We start from the raw sequence: 21,348 nt of genomic DNA, 5'->3' as shown, positions 1-21,348 counted from the left end.
TCGCCCAAGACATTTCAGAAACCTGCTCATACATAAATAACAAGGAGTTACTATGTCTCACTCAATCATCCTTCCGCGCCTGATGGAAATAGGTGACGGAGCCTTAAAGAAACTGCCGGACACACTCAGTGCCCTTGATTGCCGGAATCCGATAATCATCACTGACAAAACCATGGTCACACTTGGACAAAGCCAGAAAGTCGCCGGTTTACTGAAGCAGGCAGGCATTGAAGCCAAGGTGTTTGATGACACCATTCCAGAGCCCACAGATGCCTCCATCAATGCTGGGTATGTCACAATCACCGAAGGCCGTTATGATTCACTGATTGCATTGGGAGGTGGCAGCGTCATCGACAGTGCGAAAGCCATGGCACTGCTTGCCTGCTCCGGGGGTGTGATGCGTGATTACTGCTTTCCGCGCATGGTTTCAGAGCCGGCACTGCCACTGATTGCGATTCCAACTACAGCGGGGACAGGTTCAGAAGTCACGCGGTTTACCATCATTACCGATGAAAAGAACGATGAAAAAATGCTCTGCGTCGGCCCCTCTTTTATGCCTTCTGCGGCGCTTGTCGATCCTCAGTTAACCCATACCCTGCCAACGCGGATGACAGCCGATACCGGCATTGATGCCCTGACCCATGCCATCGAATCTTACGTCAGCCGAAAAGGCAATGCTTTCAGTGATTTTCACGCCAGAGAAGCCATGCGCCTGATTGCACCCAATCTTCGACGCGTCTGTAAAGATGGCCGTGATGTGCAGGCAAGAGCCGACATGATGCTGGGTGCTACCCTTGCTGGCATCGCTTTTTCCAATGCCTCAGTAGCCCTGGTTCACGGCATGAGCCGCCCTATCGGCGCATTCTTCCATGTACCTCACGGCCTTTCCAACGCCATGTTACTGCCGTCGGTTACAGCATTTTCCCTTCCCGCCGCTCCCGAAAGGTACGCCGATTGTGCCAGGGCTATGGGGGTGGCCACCAAAGAAGACAGCACAGACGCAGCATGCCAGAAGCTTCTTGACGAGCTGAATGCGCTCAACCGGGATTTGAACGTTCCCACACCCGAGGGGTATGGTATCGACCGCAGCGCGTTTTTCGAACATCTCGATACCATGGCATCACAGGCACTGGCCTCCGGCTCACCCGCCAATAACCCGCGTATCCCCAGCCATCAGGAAATGGTGGCGATATACACCCAGCTTTGGCAGTAAACAGCAAACTTTTTTAAACGACTTATCAAACGACAGGGAGTTAACTCATGAATACTATTGGACATCTGATCAACGGGGCATTAATCACCGAAGGCCAAACCACGTTGCCCGTGTATAACCCGGCAACAGGCGCTGTAACTGCGCAGGTGGATGTTGCCAGCACTAAAACCGTCAATGACGCCGTGCATCAGGCCAAGGCTGCCTATCCGGCTTGGCGCAACACACCGCCAATTCGCCGTGCCCGTATCATGCAAAAGTTTCTGCAATTGCTTCAGGATAATGCCGATACCATCTGCGAGATGATTGGCCGCGAGCACGGCAAGATAAAACACGATGCGATGGGCGAGTTGCAACGGGGCATTGAAAATGTCGAGTATGCCTGCAGCATCCCCAATCTGCTCAAAGGCGAACATACCCGTGGTGTCGGTCCCGGCATCGATGCGTGGAGTGAGTTCCAGCCACTCGGCGTTGTCGCGGGGATCACACCGTTTAACTTTCCGGTCATGGTACCGCTTTGGATGTACCCACTCGCCATTGCCTGTGGGAACTGCTTTATCCTTAAGCCTTCTGAACGCGATCCAAGCTCAACACTGTTCGTCGCGCAGTTGCTTCAGGAAGCGGGATTGCCACCTGGGGTGATGAACGTAGTCAATGGCGATAAAGCTACCGTAGATGCCCTGCTCGAAAACAAAGACATCAGCGCAGTCAGTTTTGTGGGCTCAACACCGGTTGCACAAAGCATTTACACTCGGGCGAGTGCAGCGGGCAAACGTTGTCAGGCGCTCGGTGGTGCCAAAAACCATGCCATCGTCATGCCAGATGCTGATCTCGACAACGCTGTCAGCCAGTTACTGGGCGCAGCATTTGGTTCCTCTGGGGAACGATGCATGGCGCTTTCTGTGGTCACTGCTGTCGGTGAACAGACCGCCGATACCCTGGTTACCAAGCTAAAAGAAAAGATGGCCGGACTCAGAGTGGGAGGCTGCAATGACAACAGTAACGACTTTGGTCCTGTCATCACAGAGGCACACCGTGACCGCGTGAATCGCCTGATCGGCAGTGCGGAAAACCAAGGGGCAGAAGTGGTTGTTGATGGCCGCAACCCATTGGTTTCGGGCTTGGAATCAGGCTTCTTTGTTGGCGCAACCTTGATTGATCACGTGACACCGGAAATGGAAAGCTATCAGGAAGAGATCTTCGGGCCGGTTCTACAGGTTGTCCGGGTTGATTCCATGGCAGAAGCGATGCAGCTCATCAATGATCATGAATATGGTAACGGTACCTGCATTTTCACCCGTGATGGTGAAGCTGCACGATACTTTTCCGATCATATTGACGTGGGCATGGTTGGTATCAATGTTCCCCTTCCCGTGCCGGTGGCCTACCACAGCTTTGGCGGTTGGAAGCGCTCCTTTTTTGGCGATTTAAGTGCCTATGGGCCTGACGGTGTTCGCTTTTACACGCGCCGTAAAACCATTACCCAGCGCTGGCCTTCGGAAGCGGTACGTGAAGGTGTATCATTTTCAATGCCTGTGATGAAATAGTGTGAAAAAGCGATAAGTTGACAGCGTACTTGTGTGAGCAAACTTATACAGGTACGCCTCGACACTGCGCTTTGTCCTCTGATACAGATATACTTCCACCATATCAACAGAATCAGGTGCAGGGATGACAATAGAAAGACGCGAAAAAGCCTCCTCCATAACCCGAGTGTTGGAAATTATTGAAGCTGTTTCCCGCTCAGAGCGGCCACCAAGCCCGGCAGAGCTGTCTATCATGCTCGATATCCCCAAACCGAGTATTCACCGGTTACTACAGCAGTTAGAGCGGGAAGGCTTTGTGCAAACCAATATGCGTGGGGGTCTGATCCCTGCTAACCGCATGCATGACATCGCCCTTGGTGTGTTACATACCACGCATTTTAAAGCGGTGAGAGAGGCTATTTTGCGAAAACTGGCTGATGAGGTGGGGGAAACCTGCGGCATCTCGTTACCCAATGGCGTTGATATGATCTATTTCGATCGCGTGCAAACGAACTGGCCATTGCAAATCAATTTACCGACAGGCAGCCACACGCCCATTTGGTGTACTGCCAGTGGAAAGCTTTATCTCAGTACCCTGACAAAGCGTCGCCGGCAACGGCTTATCAACAATATAAATCTGGAAAGGCACGCCAAGAATACGATCACAGACCCCATTGTTCTGGAGCGCGCACTGAGTGAAATAGAAGACCGGGATCTGGGTATAGATAACGAAGAGTTCATTGATGGTATGGCAGCAATAGCGGTTCCTATCCGCAATGAAGAAGGGCAACTTCACGCCTGCCTGTTTACCCACGCCCCCGTATTTCGAAGCTCTCTGGATGATTTACTACGGTTCGAGCCTCAACTCCGTCGCGCAGCGAGGGATCTGGAATCTTTGATGAAGGAAGGCTAAACCCCCCTGCTATTCCCACTCCCTCAGTTCAAGTGAATCTTGCTACATCAACTTTGGTGTCGGCAGACTTTTAGGCATTAACACGCCTTATTTTAAATAGTCTCATTATTGCTACGGTTTTTGGCTGGCAGGATATTACTGACACTCTACGATATATATCGATACATAAAGTATCAATTTAACGCTAATACGAAATAGTATTCATCAATAAAGGGAATTTTTCTCATGAAGAAGATCATAGGATGTTCGTTAGCTGTTTTGTTGGGCTTTTCCATTCAACATGCTTCTGCAACGACTCAGGAAGAGCTGGGCAATATCGGGGCGTATGTCGACTCGGTACTCAATCCGAATATGACAAACACTGCGAATGCCACCGGGACAACATATAAAACCCACCAGCCGCCTTCCATCAACCAGGCGGGCGTCGCCCTGCATTATCTTGCGTTTGCGGAACATGTTTACAAAAGCTGGGGCACACCAAATGGCTGGTCTCTCACTGAAAGCAGTCATGACAGCTCAACAGGCTTTCACGCAGCAGTTTATACCCAGGGCAGTGATGCCATCATTGCATTTCGTGGCAGCGAACTAGGGACATCAGATTGGGTAAATAACGGCATTATGGCTGCCGGTGAGGTACCTCCACAGTACCGTTATGCAATTTCAGCATCTGCGAGGCTGGCAAATAAATATCGTAGCTACAACATTCACTACACCGGTCACAGTCTGGGTGGTGGTCTGGCAACCGTCGCAGCCATTCGAACCGGTAAACCGGCGACCATTTTTGATGCATCCGGGATCAACGACGCAGTGCTTGGGGAAATCCAGCAAGCGCTGGCAGCCGAAGGCCAACCGTCTAACGCATGGGCAACCAACGCCACCCACATCACGAATTACAACCTGGAAGGTGAGTTTGTTTCCGATGGCGATGACCAGCAGGATGCCGATGTGATTGGTGTAGATTCAAAACAGTATGGCGATATTTTCTATCTTTCTGCCTCACGCTTTACGCCACTGTTTTTCCTGAATACCGGTCTGTCGCGCCATTTCACCACACCCCTTAGGGAAGAACTTCAGCTCCTGTCGCAACCTATTTTCCGCGTCGATACTAACGACCGGACAAGCATTGACAACGACATCAACGAATTCACCGCGTCTTTCTATGTCGATTGGACAGATGACACGCTGGATCTGATGGCCTGGCAGGCAGAATACGCCATTAATTCCTTCCCAAGTCTTCTTGAAGATCTATAAAAATAACGTCTTGGCTAATTAACAAAAAGCCCCTTTCATCGACCAGATAAAGGGGCTTTACGTTTATACCAAGTAAACGCCAACCAGAAGGTACAACCTTGGTGACTATGCCGCTCGCGCGACGAAAGCTTTCGTACGCACGTTTTTTGGATTGCCGAATATCTGTGATGGCGGACCTTGTTCGACAATCACCCCACCTTCCATAAAGATCACTTTATCAGCAATCTCACGGGCAAACTGCATTTCGTGGGTCACCACAATCATGGTTTGCTTCTGTCTGGCCAGTTGCTTCATCACCGCCAACACCTCTTCAACCCATTCGGGGTCCAGTGCTGAAGTCGGCTCATCAAACAGGATCACTTCACCTTTACAGGCCATAGCGCGGGCAATACCCACGCGCTGTTGCTGACCGCCGGAAAGTTGCGCCGGATATTTTTCCAGGTGCGCTTCCATGCCCACACTCTGTAACAGAGTACGTGCGGTAGCAAATGCCTGCTCTTTCGGCTCTTTCCACACCGTCATCAGCGACTCCGCCACGTTTTCCAGCGCGGTTTTGTTGGCAAACAGTGCATAGCTCTGGAACACGAAGCTGCTTTGTTTGCGCAGTCGGTGAATATCGCTTTTCGAGACATTGCCAGCATTAATGTGCACATCACCAATCTGGATTTCTCCCCCACTTGGTGTTTCGAGGTAATTGAGACAACGAAGCAGTGTCGATTTTCCGGTACCGGATGGGCCGATAATCACCACGATTTCGCCCTGCTCAACCTTGAGATCGATTTGCTTCAGTACCTCGACATCACCAAAGCGTTTGCTCAAATTTTTCACTTCAATCATCGTGCATACGCCTTGTTCAAGCGGACTTCCATTACTGTTTGTATGCGGGTAAAGAAAATCACCACCAGCCAGTAAATCAGTGCGACAGCGAGGAAAGACTCAAAGAATTTAAAGCTCGATGAAGCTTCCATTTGCGCCTTGGCCATGATTTCCGCCACACCCAGTGTAAACGCCAACGATGTGCTTTTGATCATGTCGATGAAATAGTTCATCAACGAAGGCGTTGCAACGCGGGCTGCCTGCGGCAGTATGATGCGCCGCATTGCCTGAATCTCTGTCATACCGACACTCAGGCTCGCTTCCATCTGGTGTTTATCAATCCCCAGAATCGCACCGCGAATACTTTCCGCCATATAGGCAGAGAAGTGGAGAGACAAACCGATAACCGCGGCGGTAAACGCATCCATTCCAACAAAAATAGGGAAAACTTGCGGCAAACCATAGTAAAGGAGGAAGAGTTGAACCAGCAGCGGTGTACCCCGGAAAAACGAGATATACACAATCACCACAGCATCCAGACCTTTTACTTTGAATACCCTTACCAGCGCCAACAGCACCGACAGCACCAGGGCAGCCGCAAAGCCTATCAGTGACATCTCCAAGGTTATTCCCAGATACTTCACCAGTATCGGGAATAACGCCAGCATGTAGTCAAAATCGAAACTTTGCATTATTGCGTGATGTCTGAATCAAACCACTTCTCTGAAATTTTGCTGAGGGTGCCATCAGCTTTCATTTCAGTCAGTGCCTGATCAACCTTCGCTTTTTTCGCCAGTTGCTCAGGCGTGTTCAGGAATGGCATCGCATTTTCGATGGTTTCAAACGGTCCCCCAGCAAGTTGCAACGGCAGACCCGATTTTTTGATCAATTGTGCAGATGAAACGCGGTCCATAACAAATGCATCAGTGCGGCCCAGTGCAACATCCTGCTCGAAACCGGAATCATAAGTAATAATATTAATTTCATTTGCTTTGTCGTAGTTGCGCAGCAGTTGTTCGAAATTACTGCCCAGGTTCACCGCCACTTTCTTACCTTTCAGGTCTTCAATGCCACCAATATCTTCTCGGCCTTTACGCACCACCACCTGTGCGCCGTCTACCACGTAAGGCACAGAAAACGCGTATTTCGCCTTGCGTGCTTCTGTCATCGTGATCTGATTACTGATGGTGTCAATGTGACCGGCTTCCAACATGCCAAACAAACCAGAGAAGCTCGACGTCACAAACTCAACATCGTAATCAGCACGCTTACCGATTTCGTTCCAGACATCGATTTCAAAGCCCTGCAATTTATCCAACTTCACGAATGTGAATGGGAAGTAGCGACCAGACATACCGACTTTAATGTCTTCCTGGGCCAGCGAAGCAGTAGAGGTGAAGCTCGCGGCCAACGCAACAGCGGCAAGCAAAACGTTTTTTATAGAAGTAGAAGGCATTGTTACAACTCCAATTGTTATGTTTCCCTAAAACGCCTTACTTCCGGATTCTTTTAATGTTCGTAAGGTGTTTCTATCTGTTGAGCCAAATGTAACCCATACCTATTTTTCTGATAAATAACGAAATGTTCTATGTAATAATCTGCAAATAAGTACGTTTATAGATATATCATCTACGTTGGCTACTTTTCACACAAAGCATACTCTATACATATCCTTCCATATCGAATTTTAAAAAGTCGATATTTTTCACCCCTTCTGAGCACTCGCCCATTTATCCCAAACTACCTGAAAATGCTTGGGTATATGCCGTCAAATCCGCTACAAAAAGGAACCGGTTGTTTTAATGCTGACCGTATCGGGCTCACCGAGCACGTTGATTGACGCTTTAAGTGCCTTGATATGCAACCATCCCAATAAGGTCATAAATTCGTCATTTTACGGCCACAGAAAGTTAATGTTTGTTCATCAAAAGCGTCAATTTTTGCTCCCAGACTGGTTACGCCACAAAAAACACAACCAATAGGAATTGAGCAATGAGTAAGGAAACGTTTGACCCCACGCTGCGTAACCATAGCGGCAACAAACCGTTCGATGAAGTGCTGGAAGCCAACCTGTCACGACGCAGTATACTGAAAGGTGGTGTGGGTGTTGGTGCACTCACTGCGGTAAGTTCACTCGGTTTATCGGGCTGTTTTTACCCTAACGTATCAAAAGCCAAGCTGAATTTTGAGTCTATTCCGGGCTCACAGACCGATGCTGTTGTTGTCCCTCCTGGCTACAATGCGCAAATACTGGCGCCTTGGGGCACACCACTCAATGCACAGGGTAACGCATGGCTGGATGATGGCTCCAATACCGCAAAAGATCAGTTGAACGCGATGGGTATGCACCATGACGGCATGCATTTTTTCCCGCTCAACAACAGTGACGAAGAAGGCCTGCTGTGTATTAACCACGAGTACATCGATCTGCATGCCCTGCACCCGAATGGTCCAACCGTGGATAATGGTCTTCGCACCCTCGTCGATGAAGTGCGCAAAGAGATTAACGCGCATGGTGTGAGTGTGGTGCGCATCCGCCTTGAAGACAACAAATGGGTGATGATCAACAACGATCCATTGAACCGCCGTTACACAGGGGCGACCGAAATGGATGTTTCCGGTCCGCTGGCATATACCCCTTTTCTGATCACCAAATACTCGCCAAACGGCAACACCGTGCGCGGTACCCTGAACAACTGTGGTAACGGCTACACACCTTGGGGCACTTATCTGACGTGTGAAGAAAACTGGCCGGGGTACTTTGTGAATACCGGCACGCTGACGGAAGAGCAGGCACGTATCGGGGTGTCTGATGACAATACCCGCTACCTTTGGGAAACACTGGCAGGCAACGCCCAGGAAGTGGATGACGAGTTCGCCCGCTTTAATGTCACCCCAATCGGTGCATCGGCTTCTGAAGATTACCGCAACGAAGCAAACGGCCACGGTTACATCGTCGAAATCGACCCATACACCGCGAATTCACGCGCAAGAAAACGCACTGCACTGGGCCGTTTCCGCCATGAAGGTTGTGTGTTCGGCAACGTCAAACACGGCAAACCTGTGGTCTTCTATTCAGGCCACGACTCACGCTTTGAATACATTTACAAGTTTGAATCTGCAGCGCGCTGGAACAAACGCGATGCACGCCGCACAGACCGCTTAACCGTTGGTGATAAGTACATGGACGAAGGTACTCTGTATGTGGCCCGTTTCAACGACGACGGCACAGGCACCTGGTTGCCGTTAACGCTCGGCAGCGTCACCACTGATGGCGGTACGCTGGCGGATCATTTCGATTCACTGGAAGCCATTATCCTGAACACACCGAGAGCAGCAGACAAAGTCGGCGCAACCCCAATGGATCGCCCAGAGTGGTGTGCGGTTGACCCATTCTCCGGCTCTACCTACATGACGCTGACCAACAACACCCGCCGCGCCGAAGGCAACTCCGCAAACCCACGCGTAAACAACAAATTCGGCCACATTATCCGTTGGGATGAAGGTCGCCGTTCTACCGAATTCACCTGGGATATCTTTGTGTTCGGCGCACCCGCGGATGGCGATGCAGACACCAACCGATCTGGCCTGACGGAATTCAATCAGTTCGCAAGCCCGGACGGACTGGCGTTTGATAAGCGCGGCATTATGTGGATCCAGACCGATAATGGCGCAGATGAAGTGGAAGAGTATACCAATGACCAGATGTTGGCGGTCGTGCCTTCACCATTGATGGATGACGCGTTCAACCAATTGCCAATCAGCGAAGAGAACCAAGGCGAGCTACGCCGTTTCTTCGTTGGTCCAAACGGTTGTGAGGTAACAGGTTTCGCTGTCAGCCCTGACTACCGTTCTGTATTCGTGAACATCCAACACCCGCGAAACTGGCCTTACTCTGACGATGCGACTGAAGAAACACCGGGCGATGTTAAACTGCGTCCCCGCGCGGCAACAGTGGTTATCCGCCGTAACGACGGTGGCCCTATCGGTACCTAACAGATCGTGGATTGAAAGTAGGAAGGGACGCACTTGCGTCCCATTTCTATAACTAAGCGATGATCACCCGCTCAGGTTTCAGTGCCTGCATTTCTTTAAGCTGATCCAACCAAGCTGTCACTTCTTCATCGGTTTGGGTGTCTGCCATCCAAACGTGCATGCCTTCTACGATGCCTACGTTACCAAGAATCGCATTTTCTGACGGGATCCAGCACCTTGGCCGCAATTTGCAAGGCATCGGCACGGGGAAAACCGGTATCAATCACCATTACGTCCTTTTCACCTGCCTGATTCCCCTTTTTTATACTGAAATCCAGAATGGCTTAGAAGGTATAACCCATCGCTACCATAAAGACCCAAGGGTCAATTTCCACGTTGGTTTTCTGCTCAATACCGTTGAATTTGTACGTCGCATCGGTGTTAATGTCTGCATACCAAATTGAACCGTTCACAAACCAGTCCTCATCCAGCATGTAATCCACACCCACGTTTACTGCCAGTCCCCAAGAATCATCCAGTTTCAAATCACTTAAACCAACATCTTTAGCTTTGCCGTTGAAACCTTCGTCAAAGAAGATCGTGTAGTTGATACCCGCCCCCACATAAGGGCGAATCTTGCTTTCTTTGGTGCCGAAGTAATATTGCGCCATCAGTGTCGGTGGTAAGTGGCTAGTCTCAGCAATGTCGCCAAGGCCTAACAGATTGGTGGAAATATCGTGGGTAAATGGCGTTGCAGCCAACAGCTCAATACTCCAGTTGTCAGTCAGCATGTAACCCACTGTCAGGCCAAGCTGAGTATTGGATCCGACTTCGAGCTCTTCCTGTGAACCGAGGATCTTATCACTGCTGTCATTGGGCGAAACATACGCGGCACCGGCACGGACGACAATATCCCCCTCACTGTGTGCCAACACGGGAGAAACAGCAGCGGCAGCCATCATGGCAATGAGACTCATCGTTTTTTTCATTATGGTTTCCTTACGTTGTAGGGTTTCGTTGTCATACCCGTAAAAGCCGAGTAATTTTTGAACTGCGCCGCAATTTACCACGCAAACACCACTCTCTTTTGATGGAAATCAATTTGTAAACGAATTGTCTTTTCCGGTTAAAAAAGTGCCAACCCGATCAACAAATCACCCATATCTACATACATCTATGTAATGCAAGAAAACCCCTATAACCTGTTTTCATATCGTTCAACGCTTCCGCGCTTCTGTATGCAAAGGGTTAAATATAAGGTTCAGATATTAGTGAAGCGGCATCACAAATACACCTTATAAAAGGTAGAGAAATCCCACTCCCTACTACGCTAATTTTGAGAAAGTAAGTCAGTCAACATCTCTATAAAAAAGCGCCGGCGACGCACTGGTGTGATGTGAGCGAGGTTCACCATGGACTCAGGAATGTTGACAAAAATGAATAATGTCGTGTTCGCCACGCTGTTGGCTATATTGCTCCTGCTATTCACAGCAGGAAGCGTGAGCGCCGAACCGAAGGCTTTAGTGATGAAGCCTTTCAAACAACTCAGTAATCAAAGCAAGGAGTGTGCTGCCTGTCATAAAGAAAAGAACCCTTCAATTTACGCCCAGTGGGGGCGCTCTAAGCACTATGGCGCCAACGTCGGCTGCTATGAATGCCATAAAGCCGATCCTGAAGATGCCGATGCAATACGCCATGAAGGCGTAGACATTGCGGTGATCGTCTCACCGAAAGACTGTGGCAGTTGTCACGTTCAGGAAGTCGAGGAATTCGACGCCAGCCACCATGCCAAGGCCGGACAAATCATCGGCTCACTCGACAACTTCCTGGCAGAAGTGGTTGAAGGATCATTGATGCTGAATGGCACGTCACCTGCCGCTGTAAACGGTTGCTGGCAATGTCACGGTTCAGAAGTCAACGTGCTGGAAAATGGCGATTTGGATCCGGCAACCTGGCCGAATACCGGTATTGGCCGTATCAATCCGGATGGCTCTATCGGTGCGTGCAGTGCCTGCCACCAACGCCATGAGTTCGACATGGTGCAAGCCCGCCGCCCAGAGGCCTGCGGTAAATGCCACCTTGGCCCTGATCATCCCCAGAAAGAGATTTACGAAGAATCCAAGCATGGTATCAATTTCTATGCCCATGTTGACCAGATGAATCTTGGCTCAGCGAAATGGATTGTCGGTGAAGACTATGACTCCGCCCCAACCTGCGCAACCTGCCATATGTCGGCAACCCGCGAACTGCCGGTAACCCATGATGTAGGTAACAGGATTTCCTGGACATTGCGCCCGGCGATTTCTGAAAAAATCGATGCCAAAGACAAGGCACTGGGTAAAGAAACCAGACCTTGGGAGGAAAGACGTGCTGACATGCAAAATGTCTGTCAGTCCTGCCATACCAAATCCATGGTTGAAAACTTCTACGTCCAATTTGATTCATTGGTTGAATTGTACAACGAGAAATTTGCTCGTCCCGGCAAGCAACTTATGGCCGTGTTGAAAGAAGAGAACATGCTGACGGAAACCGGTTTTGATGAAGAAATCGAATGGACCTGGTTCTATCTGTGGCACCACGAAGGACGTCGGGCACGCCATGGGGCGGCTATGCAGGCACCTGACTATGTGCAATGGCATGTATGAAGTCGCAGAACGTTTCTACATTGAAATGGTGCCTCAATTTCTCGAAGTGGTTGAAAAAGCGGAGCAGAAAGGCAATCACGACAGTGCTGTAAAAGCCCGTGCCGTGCTGGCAGACATTCTCGCCCGCCCAGAGCATGCCTGGTTCAGTGGCAACGAGCCCGAGGAAGTGAAGCGCGCCCGCAAAGAAGCACAGGAAGCCTTCAAAGCGCGTTATCTGGACGAAAGTAAGTGATAACGGCGATCGCGGCGCCTTGCAGTTTTAAAGCGCTGCGGTCTGGGGAGGAATAATGGACGAATCCAAAGCTTCAGCGCCAAGACTGTCCCGACGGCAAACACTTTGGTGCTGGCTCAAAAAGCCGTGGCTGCTGAGTATTCCCATCGGCGTTTATCTATTGGTAATTGGCATTGCCGGGTTTCAGGGTGTGATGGTGGCATCAAACCAGAATGCATTTTGCTTCAGTTGCCACCTGAAAATGGACACCATCGTACAGGAATATAAAGCTTCTCCGCATTATGTCAGCGAGGAAGACATTCATGCGACATGTGCGGATTGTCATGTGCCGAATGAGTTTGTAGACAAAATGCGGGTCAAGATCGCCGCCACGGCAGATATCTATTACATGCTAACCGGTAAAATCACCAAGGAGAACTTCGAGCAAGAACGGCCGCGGTTAGCACAAATGGTGTGGGATGACATGACCACAAATAACTCAGCCAACTGCCGGCATTGCCACAGCGGAGATAATTTTAACCTTAGCGGGCAACCACAACGGGCCAGATTGAACCACCAGCAAATGGACGCACGTGGAGAAACCTGCATCGACTGCCACACCGGCATCGCCCATAAGCGAATTACCGTAGAATAATAAAACAGGCCGCCTTCACCCTGGCGGCCTGTTTCCATCAATGTCAATGTAAGGAAGAATCCACCAATGATCTTGAAACATGGAGACATATTTTAGAATTGCACCTCCCTGCCCCAGTAACAAAGCCGGAAGGAACAAATCGAAAGTACCGGTTCTACAATCCCAGAGTATGGGCACTGTAAATAGCAGAAAGCACTGCCGACGGTGTCACCGGGAATGGCATATTGTGGATAGTTTCACCTTCAGCGCAGGATGCTTCAGCCACCCGCAGGAGTTTTTCGTTATCCAGCTCTTTCATTCCCATCTGATGAAGGTTTGTAGGAAGCCCTACTTCTTTACAGAAATTAAGAACAGTCTGGATCTCCTCCATAGGCGCATTTTCCAACGTCAATAGGACAAGTGTTCCAAACGCCACTTTTTCACCGTGATAGAGATGGTGGAATTCCTCGACATGCGTCAAGCCGTTATGGACTGCGTGTGCAGCAGCCAATCCACCACTCTCAAAGCCGATCCCGCTTAGATAGGTATTCGCCTCAATGACATTGTCAAGAGCAGTGGAACTTAAGTGGTTGATAGCAGAGATCTTTGCTTTCAGTCCGTCGGCAAGCAACGTCTCGTAGCAGAGTTTCGCCAGTGCCAATGCAGAAGCTGTTGGTACACCCCCCGCCATGGTTTGCCCACCGGAGATACCGTTAGCCCTGGCTTCAAAATAGGTTGATAGCGCATCCCCCATTCCAGCAACCAAAAGCCGGACAGGTGCACCGGCGACAATATTGGTATCCATAATGACCATGTTAGGGTTTGAGGGTAAAAGCAAGTATTCACTAAACTCCCCCTCCGGGGTGTAAATTACGGATAGTGCGCTTGTTGGTGCGTCTGTTGACGCCAGTGTGGGCACAATAACAACCGGGACATTATGGTAATAAGCTGTTGCCTTAGCTGTATCCAGTGTCTTGCCACCTCCGATGCCAATGACAATATCATGGCTACCATTTCGACAGAGATCGGTAAGGCGCTCAATTTCCGGACGGGAACATTCGCCACAAAAGGTTTCTATGCTGTAGGGCATATTCAAAGAAGAAAAACTCTGCGATACGGGCTCGACAACAATCTTTTGGACGGTTTCATCAGCAAGTATCAGCGGATTACTGCCTATCTTTTCAACGTATTGAGCAAGTTTTCCAATAGCATTCGGACCTTGGATATATTTTCCGGGACTAATAATTATCCTTTCCATCATAATCTCCTTGATAGGGTTATATTACATACTTACTACTCTGTACTGCTTATGTAGATTTCACTCTATTTCTTGACAGGTAATTCCCTGCAATTTTTGGATAAATCCAAGCACTGAAACATGCACCTGAAATTGTCGCAACAATGGGAACAATAAAATAAGGGAATGTTTTCCCACCACTTAATGACACATAATCCCAACCAGCCAAGAATGTGAATAGCTTAGGGCCAAAATCTCTTGCTGGGTTCATAGCAAACCCGGTTAATGAACCTAATGAACCACCTATCACAGCAATAACAATACCAATAATTATTGGTCCTATTGCGCTATTATTAAAACCACTATTCTCATCAAATACCGCCAATATTGTAAACATCAACACTGATGTAATTAAAAACTCAACAGAAAATGCACAGCGATAGAAATTGAGGGGTTAGGATAGGTAGAAAATATTGCAGCAGTTAATAGGCTCTTTTCAGAACCGCGAATAATCTGATGCATAGTTTCATATTCAGTAAACAGGTTGAAATACAAAAAATAAACTAAGCATGCTGCACAAAATGCGCCAAGGCACTGAGACAAGATATATGGAATAACTTTTTATTTATACCCATTCAACTTGAATATTCAGGATTCGTCTATCTGATCGTGACTAAAATGAAGGTAAGAAGGTAAAAAGAGGCCAGAAAACAACAGAAGGGGTTTGGCTAATCGCAAGCCATTGATTCGCAAACTAAAAGATTGTCTAACGCACAGTTAAACACCTCGCCATCAATCTTACCCTGCAACACCATGTTAGACATGAATTGCAACTTCTTCTCCAGCGACATACGATCACGGTAAGGTCGGTCTTGTGACAGAGCCTGAAAAATATCGCAGAAAGTAAGAATTCGCGAGGGTAAATCCAGCTCATCCCCTTTTTTTTGGTAAGGGTAGCCTGAACCGTCCAGAAACTCGTGGTGGTTTGCGGCCCATTCACAAATCTTGGAGTCAGGGAAAACTTTGTTCAACGCCAGTTCAGTATAAATAGCGTGACGCTTTATTTGGGCGAACTCATTAGCAGTGAGTTCCGAGGTTTTATTCAACAACTCATTCGGGGTTCTGAGCTTACCCACATCATGAACCAAACCAGACACATAAAGTAAATCACATGTTTGTGCTGACAAATTCATTCTTTCAGCAAGAAAGTGGACCAGGTTCGCAACGCGCAGTGAATGGTGATAAGTAAATGGACTCTTGGCATCAACCAACCTGGCAAGAAACATTGCCACTTCCGTCAGCTCAGTAATGGTGAGTGTTTGGTCATACCAGGGATCAGCATCAAAAGAGAGAGCGGTGGACTCGATATGTTCCACATCCATTTTGTACCAGAAACTATCTGTCGCGATGAGTTGGCACATGGCTTCAACAAAATCAGGCCGGAAAAATGATCCGGCATACATCCGTAACCCCTGTTCAATCTCATCTTTATGTAACGGAAGTAAATACTCTTCTCCCATCCCCACATGCCCCATATGCGTGGCGCGCAGAAAGTCTACCCTATCAGCCAAAAAGATCAGTGCTGCTATATCACGATCATCATTGTTCATCTCTAGTCTGGAAAGCAGTTCCCAAGGTGTGTGGTGATGACGGATAATCTGGGCAAACCCTCTAAGGATTGAGCATTCTATCAAGGCTTCATATCCACGATGACAATGTACTTCGACATCATCAGGTCGCATTTGCTTTAACAGCGCTTCATGCTCCGTGGATTTTGAGACACCACAGTCGTGAATAAGGCCAGCGAAAAAGCTCTTTTGAATTTTCTTAGCGTTCCATCTCATCGTATGGGCGCAGTTAGCACTGATATATGCAACACGATGGCTGTGATAACAGTCATCAATACCAACATAGTTAAGCGCTTTTGCAAACAACAACAATGTGTGCCGCATATCAACATTTAACGTGTCGAACTGATGCGCTGGCATCGTTCTAAACATAGATATCAATCCCAAAAATAAATGTAATCCATTGCCAAATCGCACTCTACATGTAGGTTATTGTTTTGTCAGACTGATTGACTCAAAAATAAAACAAAGCTCTCAGTTTGTCTCACAATCCTTTCAGACCACTTTCTATGTAAGAGTATTAAGTGAACGATGGTGCCCCACGCTACAGATACTCTCCTTGTAATCATATGTGGTACCACGTACTGTGCAGAGGTTAATCAAAAGGTCTTAACCGGCGGTAAAATGCGTTTTTTGCAGAATAAGAATCAATCCATGAACTGATACGCAGCGCCTAATAAACATGCATCATAATCACCGTTGGCAGGTACAACAGGCACTTGAAACGCGTGGGGATGCGCTTGAATAGCCTGATTTACCCGTTCTAAATAACCAGTTGCAAGACCGATCCCTCCACCAAGTACGATGATGTCTAAGTCTAAAGCTGCCTTAAGATTGCAGCACAAGGTGGCAATCGCTCTGGCACTGCGGTCAATAATCGCTTCTGCTTTTTCATTTTCACTCGCCAGCGCAAACAGCTGAATATTTGAGATAGGTGGAGAGAAACACGCGTCGCTGGCTTTTTTTATCGCCGTACCTGAAGCAATCGCTTCAACACAACCGGTTTGTCCACAGCCACAATCAGGGCCTTGATGGTCTATTACGGTGTGGCCTATATGGCCTGCTAAGCCGCCATTTCCTTTGTACAGTTGACGATTAATGACGATGCCTCCCCCTACGCCCGTAGAGACAGTGATGAAAGCCATATTGTCTACAGGAGTATTGAGTCTTGTGTATTCATACCAGGCCGCGGCTTGGGCATCATTCAACATAGCAACACGCTTACCCGTTCGCTTTTGTAAACAATCAGCCAGTGGAAAAGGGGTAGGAAATGCCAATGTATCTGGGTTAATCGCTGAAATTCCGGCTTTGCTGACCAAGCCTGTTGTTGAAACGCCAATCGCAGTGACACTGTCCATCCATTGGTTGCAATAGTGCAATATATGTTGGGCAAACTTATCAACATTGGTTGCTTTAGGCGTAGGGATTTGTTGTCGCGCAGTCAGTTTTCCACTTTCCACCAAGCCAATGGCGATCTTCGTTCCGCCAATGTCTATTGCAAGCGTGCACATTCCTTTGCTCCTACTGCTTGAGTAGCCGAGTTGAACCATTGAATCACGACTTCTAACCGCGTAATGGCCGATCCTACCGTAACGGCAACAGCACCGGATTCAATCGCCTTTGCTGCCATTTCTGGCGTATTGTAACGACCTTCAGCCATGGTAAAAAAACCTGCCTCAGCAAATTGTTTTACCAGCTTCAAATCGGGTTCGGTGGGTTCAGTGTCCCCAACATACCCTGACAAGGTTGAACTGATGATTTCGACACCCTGTTGGTTTGCCCACACCCCATCGTCAAAACATGCACAGTCCGCCATAGCAAAACACCCTGAATTTTTAATTGTTTGAACAATGTGCTCCCGGCTTTCAGGGCGCGGGCGGTCTGTGGCATCAAACGCAATGATCGTGGCGCCTGCATTTGCAAGATCATCAACATCTTTAGAAAAAGGAGTAATTCGAACAGGGCTTTCCTGCAAATCACGTTTTACGATTCCAATGATTGGCACACTGACAGCCGAAGCAACCGCGGCGACATTCTCGACACCTTCAATCCGTAACGCCTTAACACCAGCCTGCTCCGCAGCACATGCCATCGCCACGATAATGTCCGTTTTTTCTAGCGGGCTACCAACAACAGGTTGAATCGAAACCACCGTTTGACCAAGCAGATTTTCTCTTAATTCATTGATTTTTAGATTGTTTATTTTCAATATGGGCCTCATAAATTAAGGTGCAGGATGGCAGATCAATGCAAAAACCTTTCATCAAAATTCATCTAACCAGCTAGCTGATTGACAGCCTTGATTAAGGATTGTCCGCGATCACATTTTGTAAAAAGTCGATTTGAAAATTATTTTCACCCGAATGATAATTCATGACAAATATTTTTTTCAAATAAAATATACATTTTTTTAGATTAGTGAAACAAGGTAGAAATCGAAGGATAGAAATACTATGAAAGCCATTAATAAACTGACTCTCGCTATGCTGACGTTGGGTTGCGCTGTATCTGTGCAGGCAGAAACAACATTGAAAATGGGTATGCAGGCATCCGTTGGCTCGGTTGAGTACCAGTCTGCAAAATTCCTCGCCGACACCATTGAAGAAATGAGCAAAGGTGAGCTGAAGCTTGCGCTTTATCCTAGTGCCCAACTCGGAGACGATCGTGCAATGCTTCAGCAACTCAGCTTTGGTGATCTGGACATTACCTATGCCGAATTTGGACGTATTGGCCTTTGGATACCGCGCGCCGAAGCCGTAACACTCCCTTACGTTGCGCGCGATTACGAACATTTGCGTCGTATGTTTGATTCAGAGTTTGGCCAGGGAATTCGAGACGAAATGCTCACTAAATTTAACTGGCGCGCATTAGATACCTGGTACAACGGAACGCGCGAGACCACGTCTAACCGTCCTCTGAATAATATTGAAGACTTTAAAGGCCTGAAACTGCGTGTTCCAAATGCGAAACCTAACTTGAACTACGCAAAATTGTCTGGCGCATCCCCCACCCCAATGGCCTTTTCTGAAGTGTACCTGGCACTGCAAACCAATGCCGTTGATGGCCAGGAAAACCCACTACCCACCATCAAAACCATGAAGTTCTACGAAGTTCAGAACAACTTAGCAATGACTAATCACATCGTGAATGACCAGATGGTGATCATTTCTGAGTCCACGTGGCAAAAGCTGTCTGATGAAGATAAAGCGATTGTGACCAAAGCAGTGGAAAAAGCCGGCGAAGCGCACACAGCATCTGTGAAGAAACAAGAAGCGGAGTTGATTTCTTTCTTTGAAAAAGAGGGCGTGAACGTCACCTATCCTGACCTCACTCCTTTCCGCGAGGCCATGCAGCCACTTTACACTGAATTTGAAGAAAAAATCGGTGAGCCAATCGTTAAAAAACTCGCAGCAATGTAAAGAAATAAACGCCGTTGTTTATTTTCGAATACGCGGGCTGGTCAATGTTGGCCAGCCATGGAGCTCAGGATGCTTAGAAAAATAATTGATAATATTGAAGAGATCATCACCGTGCCATTGATGGCGGCATTGCTGGTAGTACTCACCTGGCAAATCGGTACGCGTTGGTTACTCAATGATCCTTCCCTTTGGAGTGAAGAACTCGCCCGGGTTCTGTTTATGTACATGTCATTAATTGGTAGCGCGATTGCTATCAAACGCAGCACTCACGTCAACATCACTTTTTTCTCAGATAAATTACCGGAAAAGATCCGTTTATACCTTGTGCTGTCACTGGAATTGGCGGTGCTTGTATCGATTGGCGCCATTATCTATCTGGGTTACCAGCATGTTCAGCGAACCGCTTTCTTTGAACTCATCACATTGGGGGTGTCGAGTGCCTGGATGAACTACAGCTTGCCCATTGGCGGTGTGTTTATGGTACTCCGACAAATAGAAAAGATTGCCGCTATATCAAAACAACTTTTCAGCGGTAGCAACAATACCAATGCATCAAATTCGCAAATAGCACAGAGGTAGACATTCCTTATGGCAGGTTCAATTTTCGGCTGGCTAGGGCTGCTGTTTGCAGGTATGCCAGTAGGCTTTTCACTCATTTTTGTTGCCTTAGTGTTTCTGATTCTCACCAATAGCACAGGCATTAACTTTGCCGCTCAGCAAATGCTGGGGGGAATTGATAACTTCACACTGTTAGCAGTGCCATTCTTCGTCCTGACTGGGCACCTAATGAACAGCGCAGGGATCACTGAGCGTATTTTCAACTTCGCGAAATCCATGGTCGGCCACATTACCGGCAGTCTTGGACATGTGAATATTATGGCCAGTTTATTGTTCTCCGGCATGTCTGGCTCAGCGTTGGCAGATGCAGGCGGCCTTGGTCAGCTAGAGATTAAATCAATGCGTGATGCGAAATATCACGATGATTTTGCCGGCGGGTTGACGGCGGCATCTTGTATTATTGGTCCTTTAGTCCCACCTTCTGTGCCGTTAGTCATTTATGGTGTGGTTTCAAACACCTCTATCGGCGCACTGTTTCTCGCTGGCGCTATTCCGGGTTTATTGTGCTGCATCGCCTTGATGACCATGAGCTACTTCATCTGTAAAAAGCGCGGCTACATGACCTTGCCCCGCGCAACACGAAAAGAAAAGCTCCGCTCATTCAAAGAGGCGTTTCTCTCTCTGCTGACCCCGATTATTATCATTGGCGGTATTTTCTCGGGCAAATTCACACCAACAGAAGCGGCTGTCGTTTCGTCTCTATACGCACTGTTTCTAGGCACTGTGGTTTACAAACAGCTGACTTTTAGTGGCTTTATTGAGATCTTGAAAGAAACCGTCAATACCACTGCCGTCGTAGCACTCATGGTTATGGGTGTCACAGTGTTTGGCTGGATTGTTGCGCGAGAGCAGCTTCCACAAATGCTTGCAGATTACTTTTTAACCATCAGTGATAACCCGCTTGTTCTTCTTTTGTTGATCAACCTGCTTCTGCTGTTTTTAGGCACCTTTATTGAATCATTGGCACTGCTGCTTCTACTGGTGCCTTTTCTCGTCCCTGTTGCCACAGCTGTAGGCATCGATCCGGTCCACTTTGGTGTCATGGCTATCTTGAACCTGATGATTGGTATCTTGACCCCTCCAATGGGCATGGCGCTCTATGTCGTATCACGGGTGGGAGATATACCCTTCCATGTGCTGACCCGCGGTGTTGTACCACTGTTAGTGCCTCTGTTTATCGTGTTGATCTTGGTGGCCGTTTTCCCTCAATTCACCCTATTGCTCCCAGAGCTCTTGTTAGGCTACGGGCAGTAAAAAACAAAAGG

Annotated in this window: 17 protein-coding genes and 3 pseudogenes; 10 read left to right on the top strand and 10 right to left on the bottom strand. The window is 48.2% G+C overall.

The annotated features are described in order from the left end of the window. The first annotated feature begins 52 nt into the window (after nucleotides 1–52). The 4 genes from AC6IB1_RS00555 (at nucleotide 53) to AC6IB1_RS00540 (ending at nucleotide 4,900) form a co-directional block, all read left to right on the top strand. Nucleotides 53–1,213: an iron-containing alcohol dehydrogenase gene (locus AC6IB1_RS00555; RefSeq protein WP_497566460.1), complete on the top strand. Its 1,161-nt coding sequence runs from the start codon at nucleotides 53–55 to the stop codon at nucleotides 1,211–1,213. A 47-nt stretch (nucleotides 1,214–1,260) separates the two neighbouring features. Then, nucleotides 1,261–2,757 carry a CoA-acylating methylmalonate-semialdehyde dehydrogenase gene (locus AC6IB1_RS00550; protein WP_497566459.1) on the top strand — a complete coding sequence of 499 codons (1,497 nt, stop codon included), beginning with the start codon at nucleotides 1,261–1,263 and terminating at the stop codon, nucleotides 2,755–2,757. Between the two features lie 124 nt (nucleotides 2,758–2,881). Then, complete coding sequence (locus AC6IB1_RS00545) at nucleotides 2,882–3,649, top strand: IclR family transcriptional regulator (RefSeq protein ID WP_497566458.1); 768 nt, start codon at nucleotides 2,882–2,884, stop codon at nucleotides 3,647–3,649. A 225-nt stretch (nucleotides 3,650–3,874) separates the two neighbouring features. Continuing rightward, nucleotides 3,875–4,900: a Tle-like phospholipase domain-containing protein gene (locus tag AC6IB1_RS00540; protein ID WP_497566457.1), complete on the top strand. Its 1,026-nt coding sequence runs from the start codon at nucleotides 3,875–3,877 to the stop codon at nucleotides 4,898–4,900. Nucleotides 4,901–5,005: 105 nt separating this feature from the next. On the opposite strand, the gene AC6IB1_RS00535 is transcribed toward AC6IB1_RS00540, so the two are convergent. Genes AC6IB1_RS00535 through AC6IB1_RS00525 form a run of 3 tightly spaced genes read right to left on the bottom strand, consistent with a single transcriptional unit; the run spans nucleotide 5,006 to nucleotide 7,172 of the window. Further along, on the bottom strand, nucleotides 5,006–5,737 hold the full coding sequence (locus tag AC6IB1_RS00535) for an amino acid ABC transporter ATP-binding protein (RefSeq protein ID WP_497566456.1): 732 nt from the start codon (nucleotides 5,735–5,737) through the stop codon (nucleotides 5,006–5,008). Next, nucleotides 5,734–6,408 carry an amino acid ABC transporter permease gene (locus tag AC6IB1_RS00530; protein ID WP_497566455.1) on the bottom strand — a complete coding sequence of 225 codons (675 nt, stop codon included), beginning with the start codon at nucleotides 6,406–6,408 and terminating at the stop codon, nucleotides 5,734–5,736. The genes AC6IB1_RS00535 and AC6IB1_RS00530 overlap by 4 nt, the downstream gene beginning before the upstream one ends. Beyond that, nucleotides 6,408–7,172 (bottom strand): amino acid ABC transporter substrate-binding protein, encoded by a 765-nt coding sequence (locus tag AC6IB1_RS00525; RefSeq protein ID WP_497566454.1) that lies wholly within the window; start codon nucleotides 7,170–7,172, stop codon nucleotides 6,408–6,410. The genes AC6IB1_RS00530 and AC6IB1_RS00525 overlap by 1 nt, the downstream gene beginning before the upstream one ends. 536 nt (nucleotides 7,173–7,708) lie before the next feature. Between AC6IB1_RS00525 and AC6IB1_RS00520 the strand changes: the two genes are divergently transcribed. Further along, nucleotides 7,709–9,712: a PhoX family protein gene (locus AC6IB1_RS00520; RefSeq protein ID WP_497566453.1), complete on the top strand. Its 2,004-nt coding sequence runs from the start codon at nucleotides 7,709–7,711 to the stop codon at nucleotides 9,710–9,712. A gap of 61 nt (nucleotides 9,713–9,773) precedes the next feature. On the opposite strand, the pseudogene AC6IB1_RS00515 reads toward AC6IB1_RS00520, so the two are convergent. Then, nucleotides 9,774–9,996, bottom strand: a pseudogene (locus AC6IB1_RS00515) (hypothetical protein); the annotation flags it as partial. Nucleotides 9,997–10,035: 39 nt separating this feature from the next. Continuing rightward, nucleotides 10,036–10,680 carry an outer membrane protein OmpW gene (gene ompW, locus AC6IB1_RS00510; protein WP_497566452.1) on the bottom strand — a complete coding sequence of 215 codons (645 nt, stop codon included), beginning with the start codon at nucleotides 10,678–10,680 and terminating at the stop codon, nucleotides 10,036–10,038. Nucleotides 10,681–11,127: 447 nt separating this feature from the next. On the opposite strand from ompW, the pseudogene AC6IB1_RS00505 reads away from it, so the two are divergent. Together AC6IB1_RS00505 and AC6IB1_RS00495 are read left to right on the top strand one after the other, a co-directional pair. Continuing rightward, nucleotides 11,128–12,568: pseudogene (locus tag AC6IB1_RS00505) on the top strand (multiheme c-type cytochrome). Nucleotides 12,569–12,623: 55 nt separating this feature from the next. Beyond that, nucleotides 12,624–13,202 carry a NapC/NirT family cytochrome c gene (locus tag AC6IB1_RS00495; protein WP_497566449.1) on the top strand — a complete coding sequence of 193 codons (579 nt, stop codon included), beginning with the start codon at nucleotides 12,624–12,626 and terminating at the stop codon, nucleotides 13,200–13,202. 154 nt (nucleotides 13,203–13,356) lie between these two features. Here AC6IB1_RS00495 and AC6IB1_RS00490 read toward each other — a convergent pair whose 3' ends face one another. The 5 genes and pseudogenes from AC6IB1_RS00490 to AC6IB1_RS00470 form a co-directional block, all read right to left on the bottom strand. Further along, complete coding sequence (locus AC6IB1_RS00490; protein WP_497566673.1) at nucleotides 13,357–14,439, bottom strand: glycerol dehydrogenase; 1,083 nt, start codon at nucleotides 14,437–14,439, stop codon at nucleotides 13,357–13,359. Between the two features lie 70 nt (nucleotides 14,440–14,509). Then, nucleotides 14,510–15,039, bottom strand: a pseudogene (locus AC6IB1_RS00485) (MIP/aquaporin family protein); the annotation flags it as partial. A gap of 107 nt (nucleotides 15,040–15,146) precedes the next feature. Further along, a complete protein-coding gene (locus AC6IB1_RS00480; RefSeq protein WP_497566448.1) occupies nucleotides 15,147–16,418 on the bottom strand; it encodes an HD-GYP domain-containing protein in 1,272 nt (423 codons plus the stop codon). Between the two features lie 275 nt (nucleotides 16,419–16,693). Continuing rightward, complete coding sequence (locus AC6IB1_RS00475) at nucleotides 16,694–17,557, bottom strand: N-acetylmannosamine kinase (protein ID WP_497566447.1); 864 nt, start codon at nucleotides 17,555–17,557, stop codon at nucleotides 16,694–16,696. After that, the gene (locus tag AC6IB1_RS00470) at nucleotides 17,539–18,255 is read right to left on the bottom strand and encodes a putative N-acetylmannosamine-6-phosphate 2-epimerase (protein WP_497566446.1); all 717 of its coding nucleotides are present in this window, start codon (nucleotides 18,253–18,255) and stop codon (nucleotides 17,539–17,541) included. Before AC6IB1_RS00470 ends, AC6IB1_RS00475 begins: the two co-directional genes overlap by 19 nt. Nucleotides 18,256–18,499: 244 nt before the next feature. Between AC6IB1_RS00470 and AC6IB1_RS00465 the strand changes: the two genes are divergently transcribed. The 3 genes from AC6IB1_RS00465 to siaM are packed head-to-tail and all read left to right on the top strand — an operon-like array spanning nucleotide 18,500 to nucleotide 21,337. Next, entirely contained in the window at nucleotides 18,500–19,465 is a 966-nt protein-coding gene (locus tag AC6IB1_RS00465; protein WP_497566445.1) for a sialic acid TRAP transporter substrate-binding protein SiaP, read from the top strand. A 57-nt stretch (nucleotides 19,466–19,522) separates the two neighbouring features. Then, the gene (locus AC6IB1_RS00460) at nucleotides 19,523–20,044 is read left to right on the top strand and encodes a TRAP transporter small permease subunit (RefSeq protein WP_497566444.1); all 522 of its coding nucleotides are present in this window, start codon (nucleotides 19,523–19,525) and stop codon (nucleotides 20,042–20,044) included. Between the two features lie 9 nt (nucleotides 20,045–20,053). Beyond that, the gene (gene siaM / locus AC6IB1_RS00455; protein WP_497566443.1) at nucleotides 20,054–21,337 is read left to right on the top strand and encodes a sialic acid TRAP transporter large permease SiaM; all 1,284 of its coding nucleotides are present in this window, start codon (nucleotides 20,054–20,056) and stop codon (nucleotides 21,335–21,337) included. Nucleotides 21,338–21,348 lie beyond the last annotated feature (11 nt).

It is taken from the genome of Grimontia sp. THUN1695 (assembly GCF_059704325.2).
The sequence above is the reverse complement of the archived record's forward strand: the minus strand, read 5'-3'. Positions and strand labels throughout refer to the sequence as shown.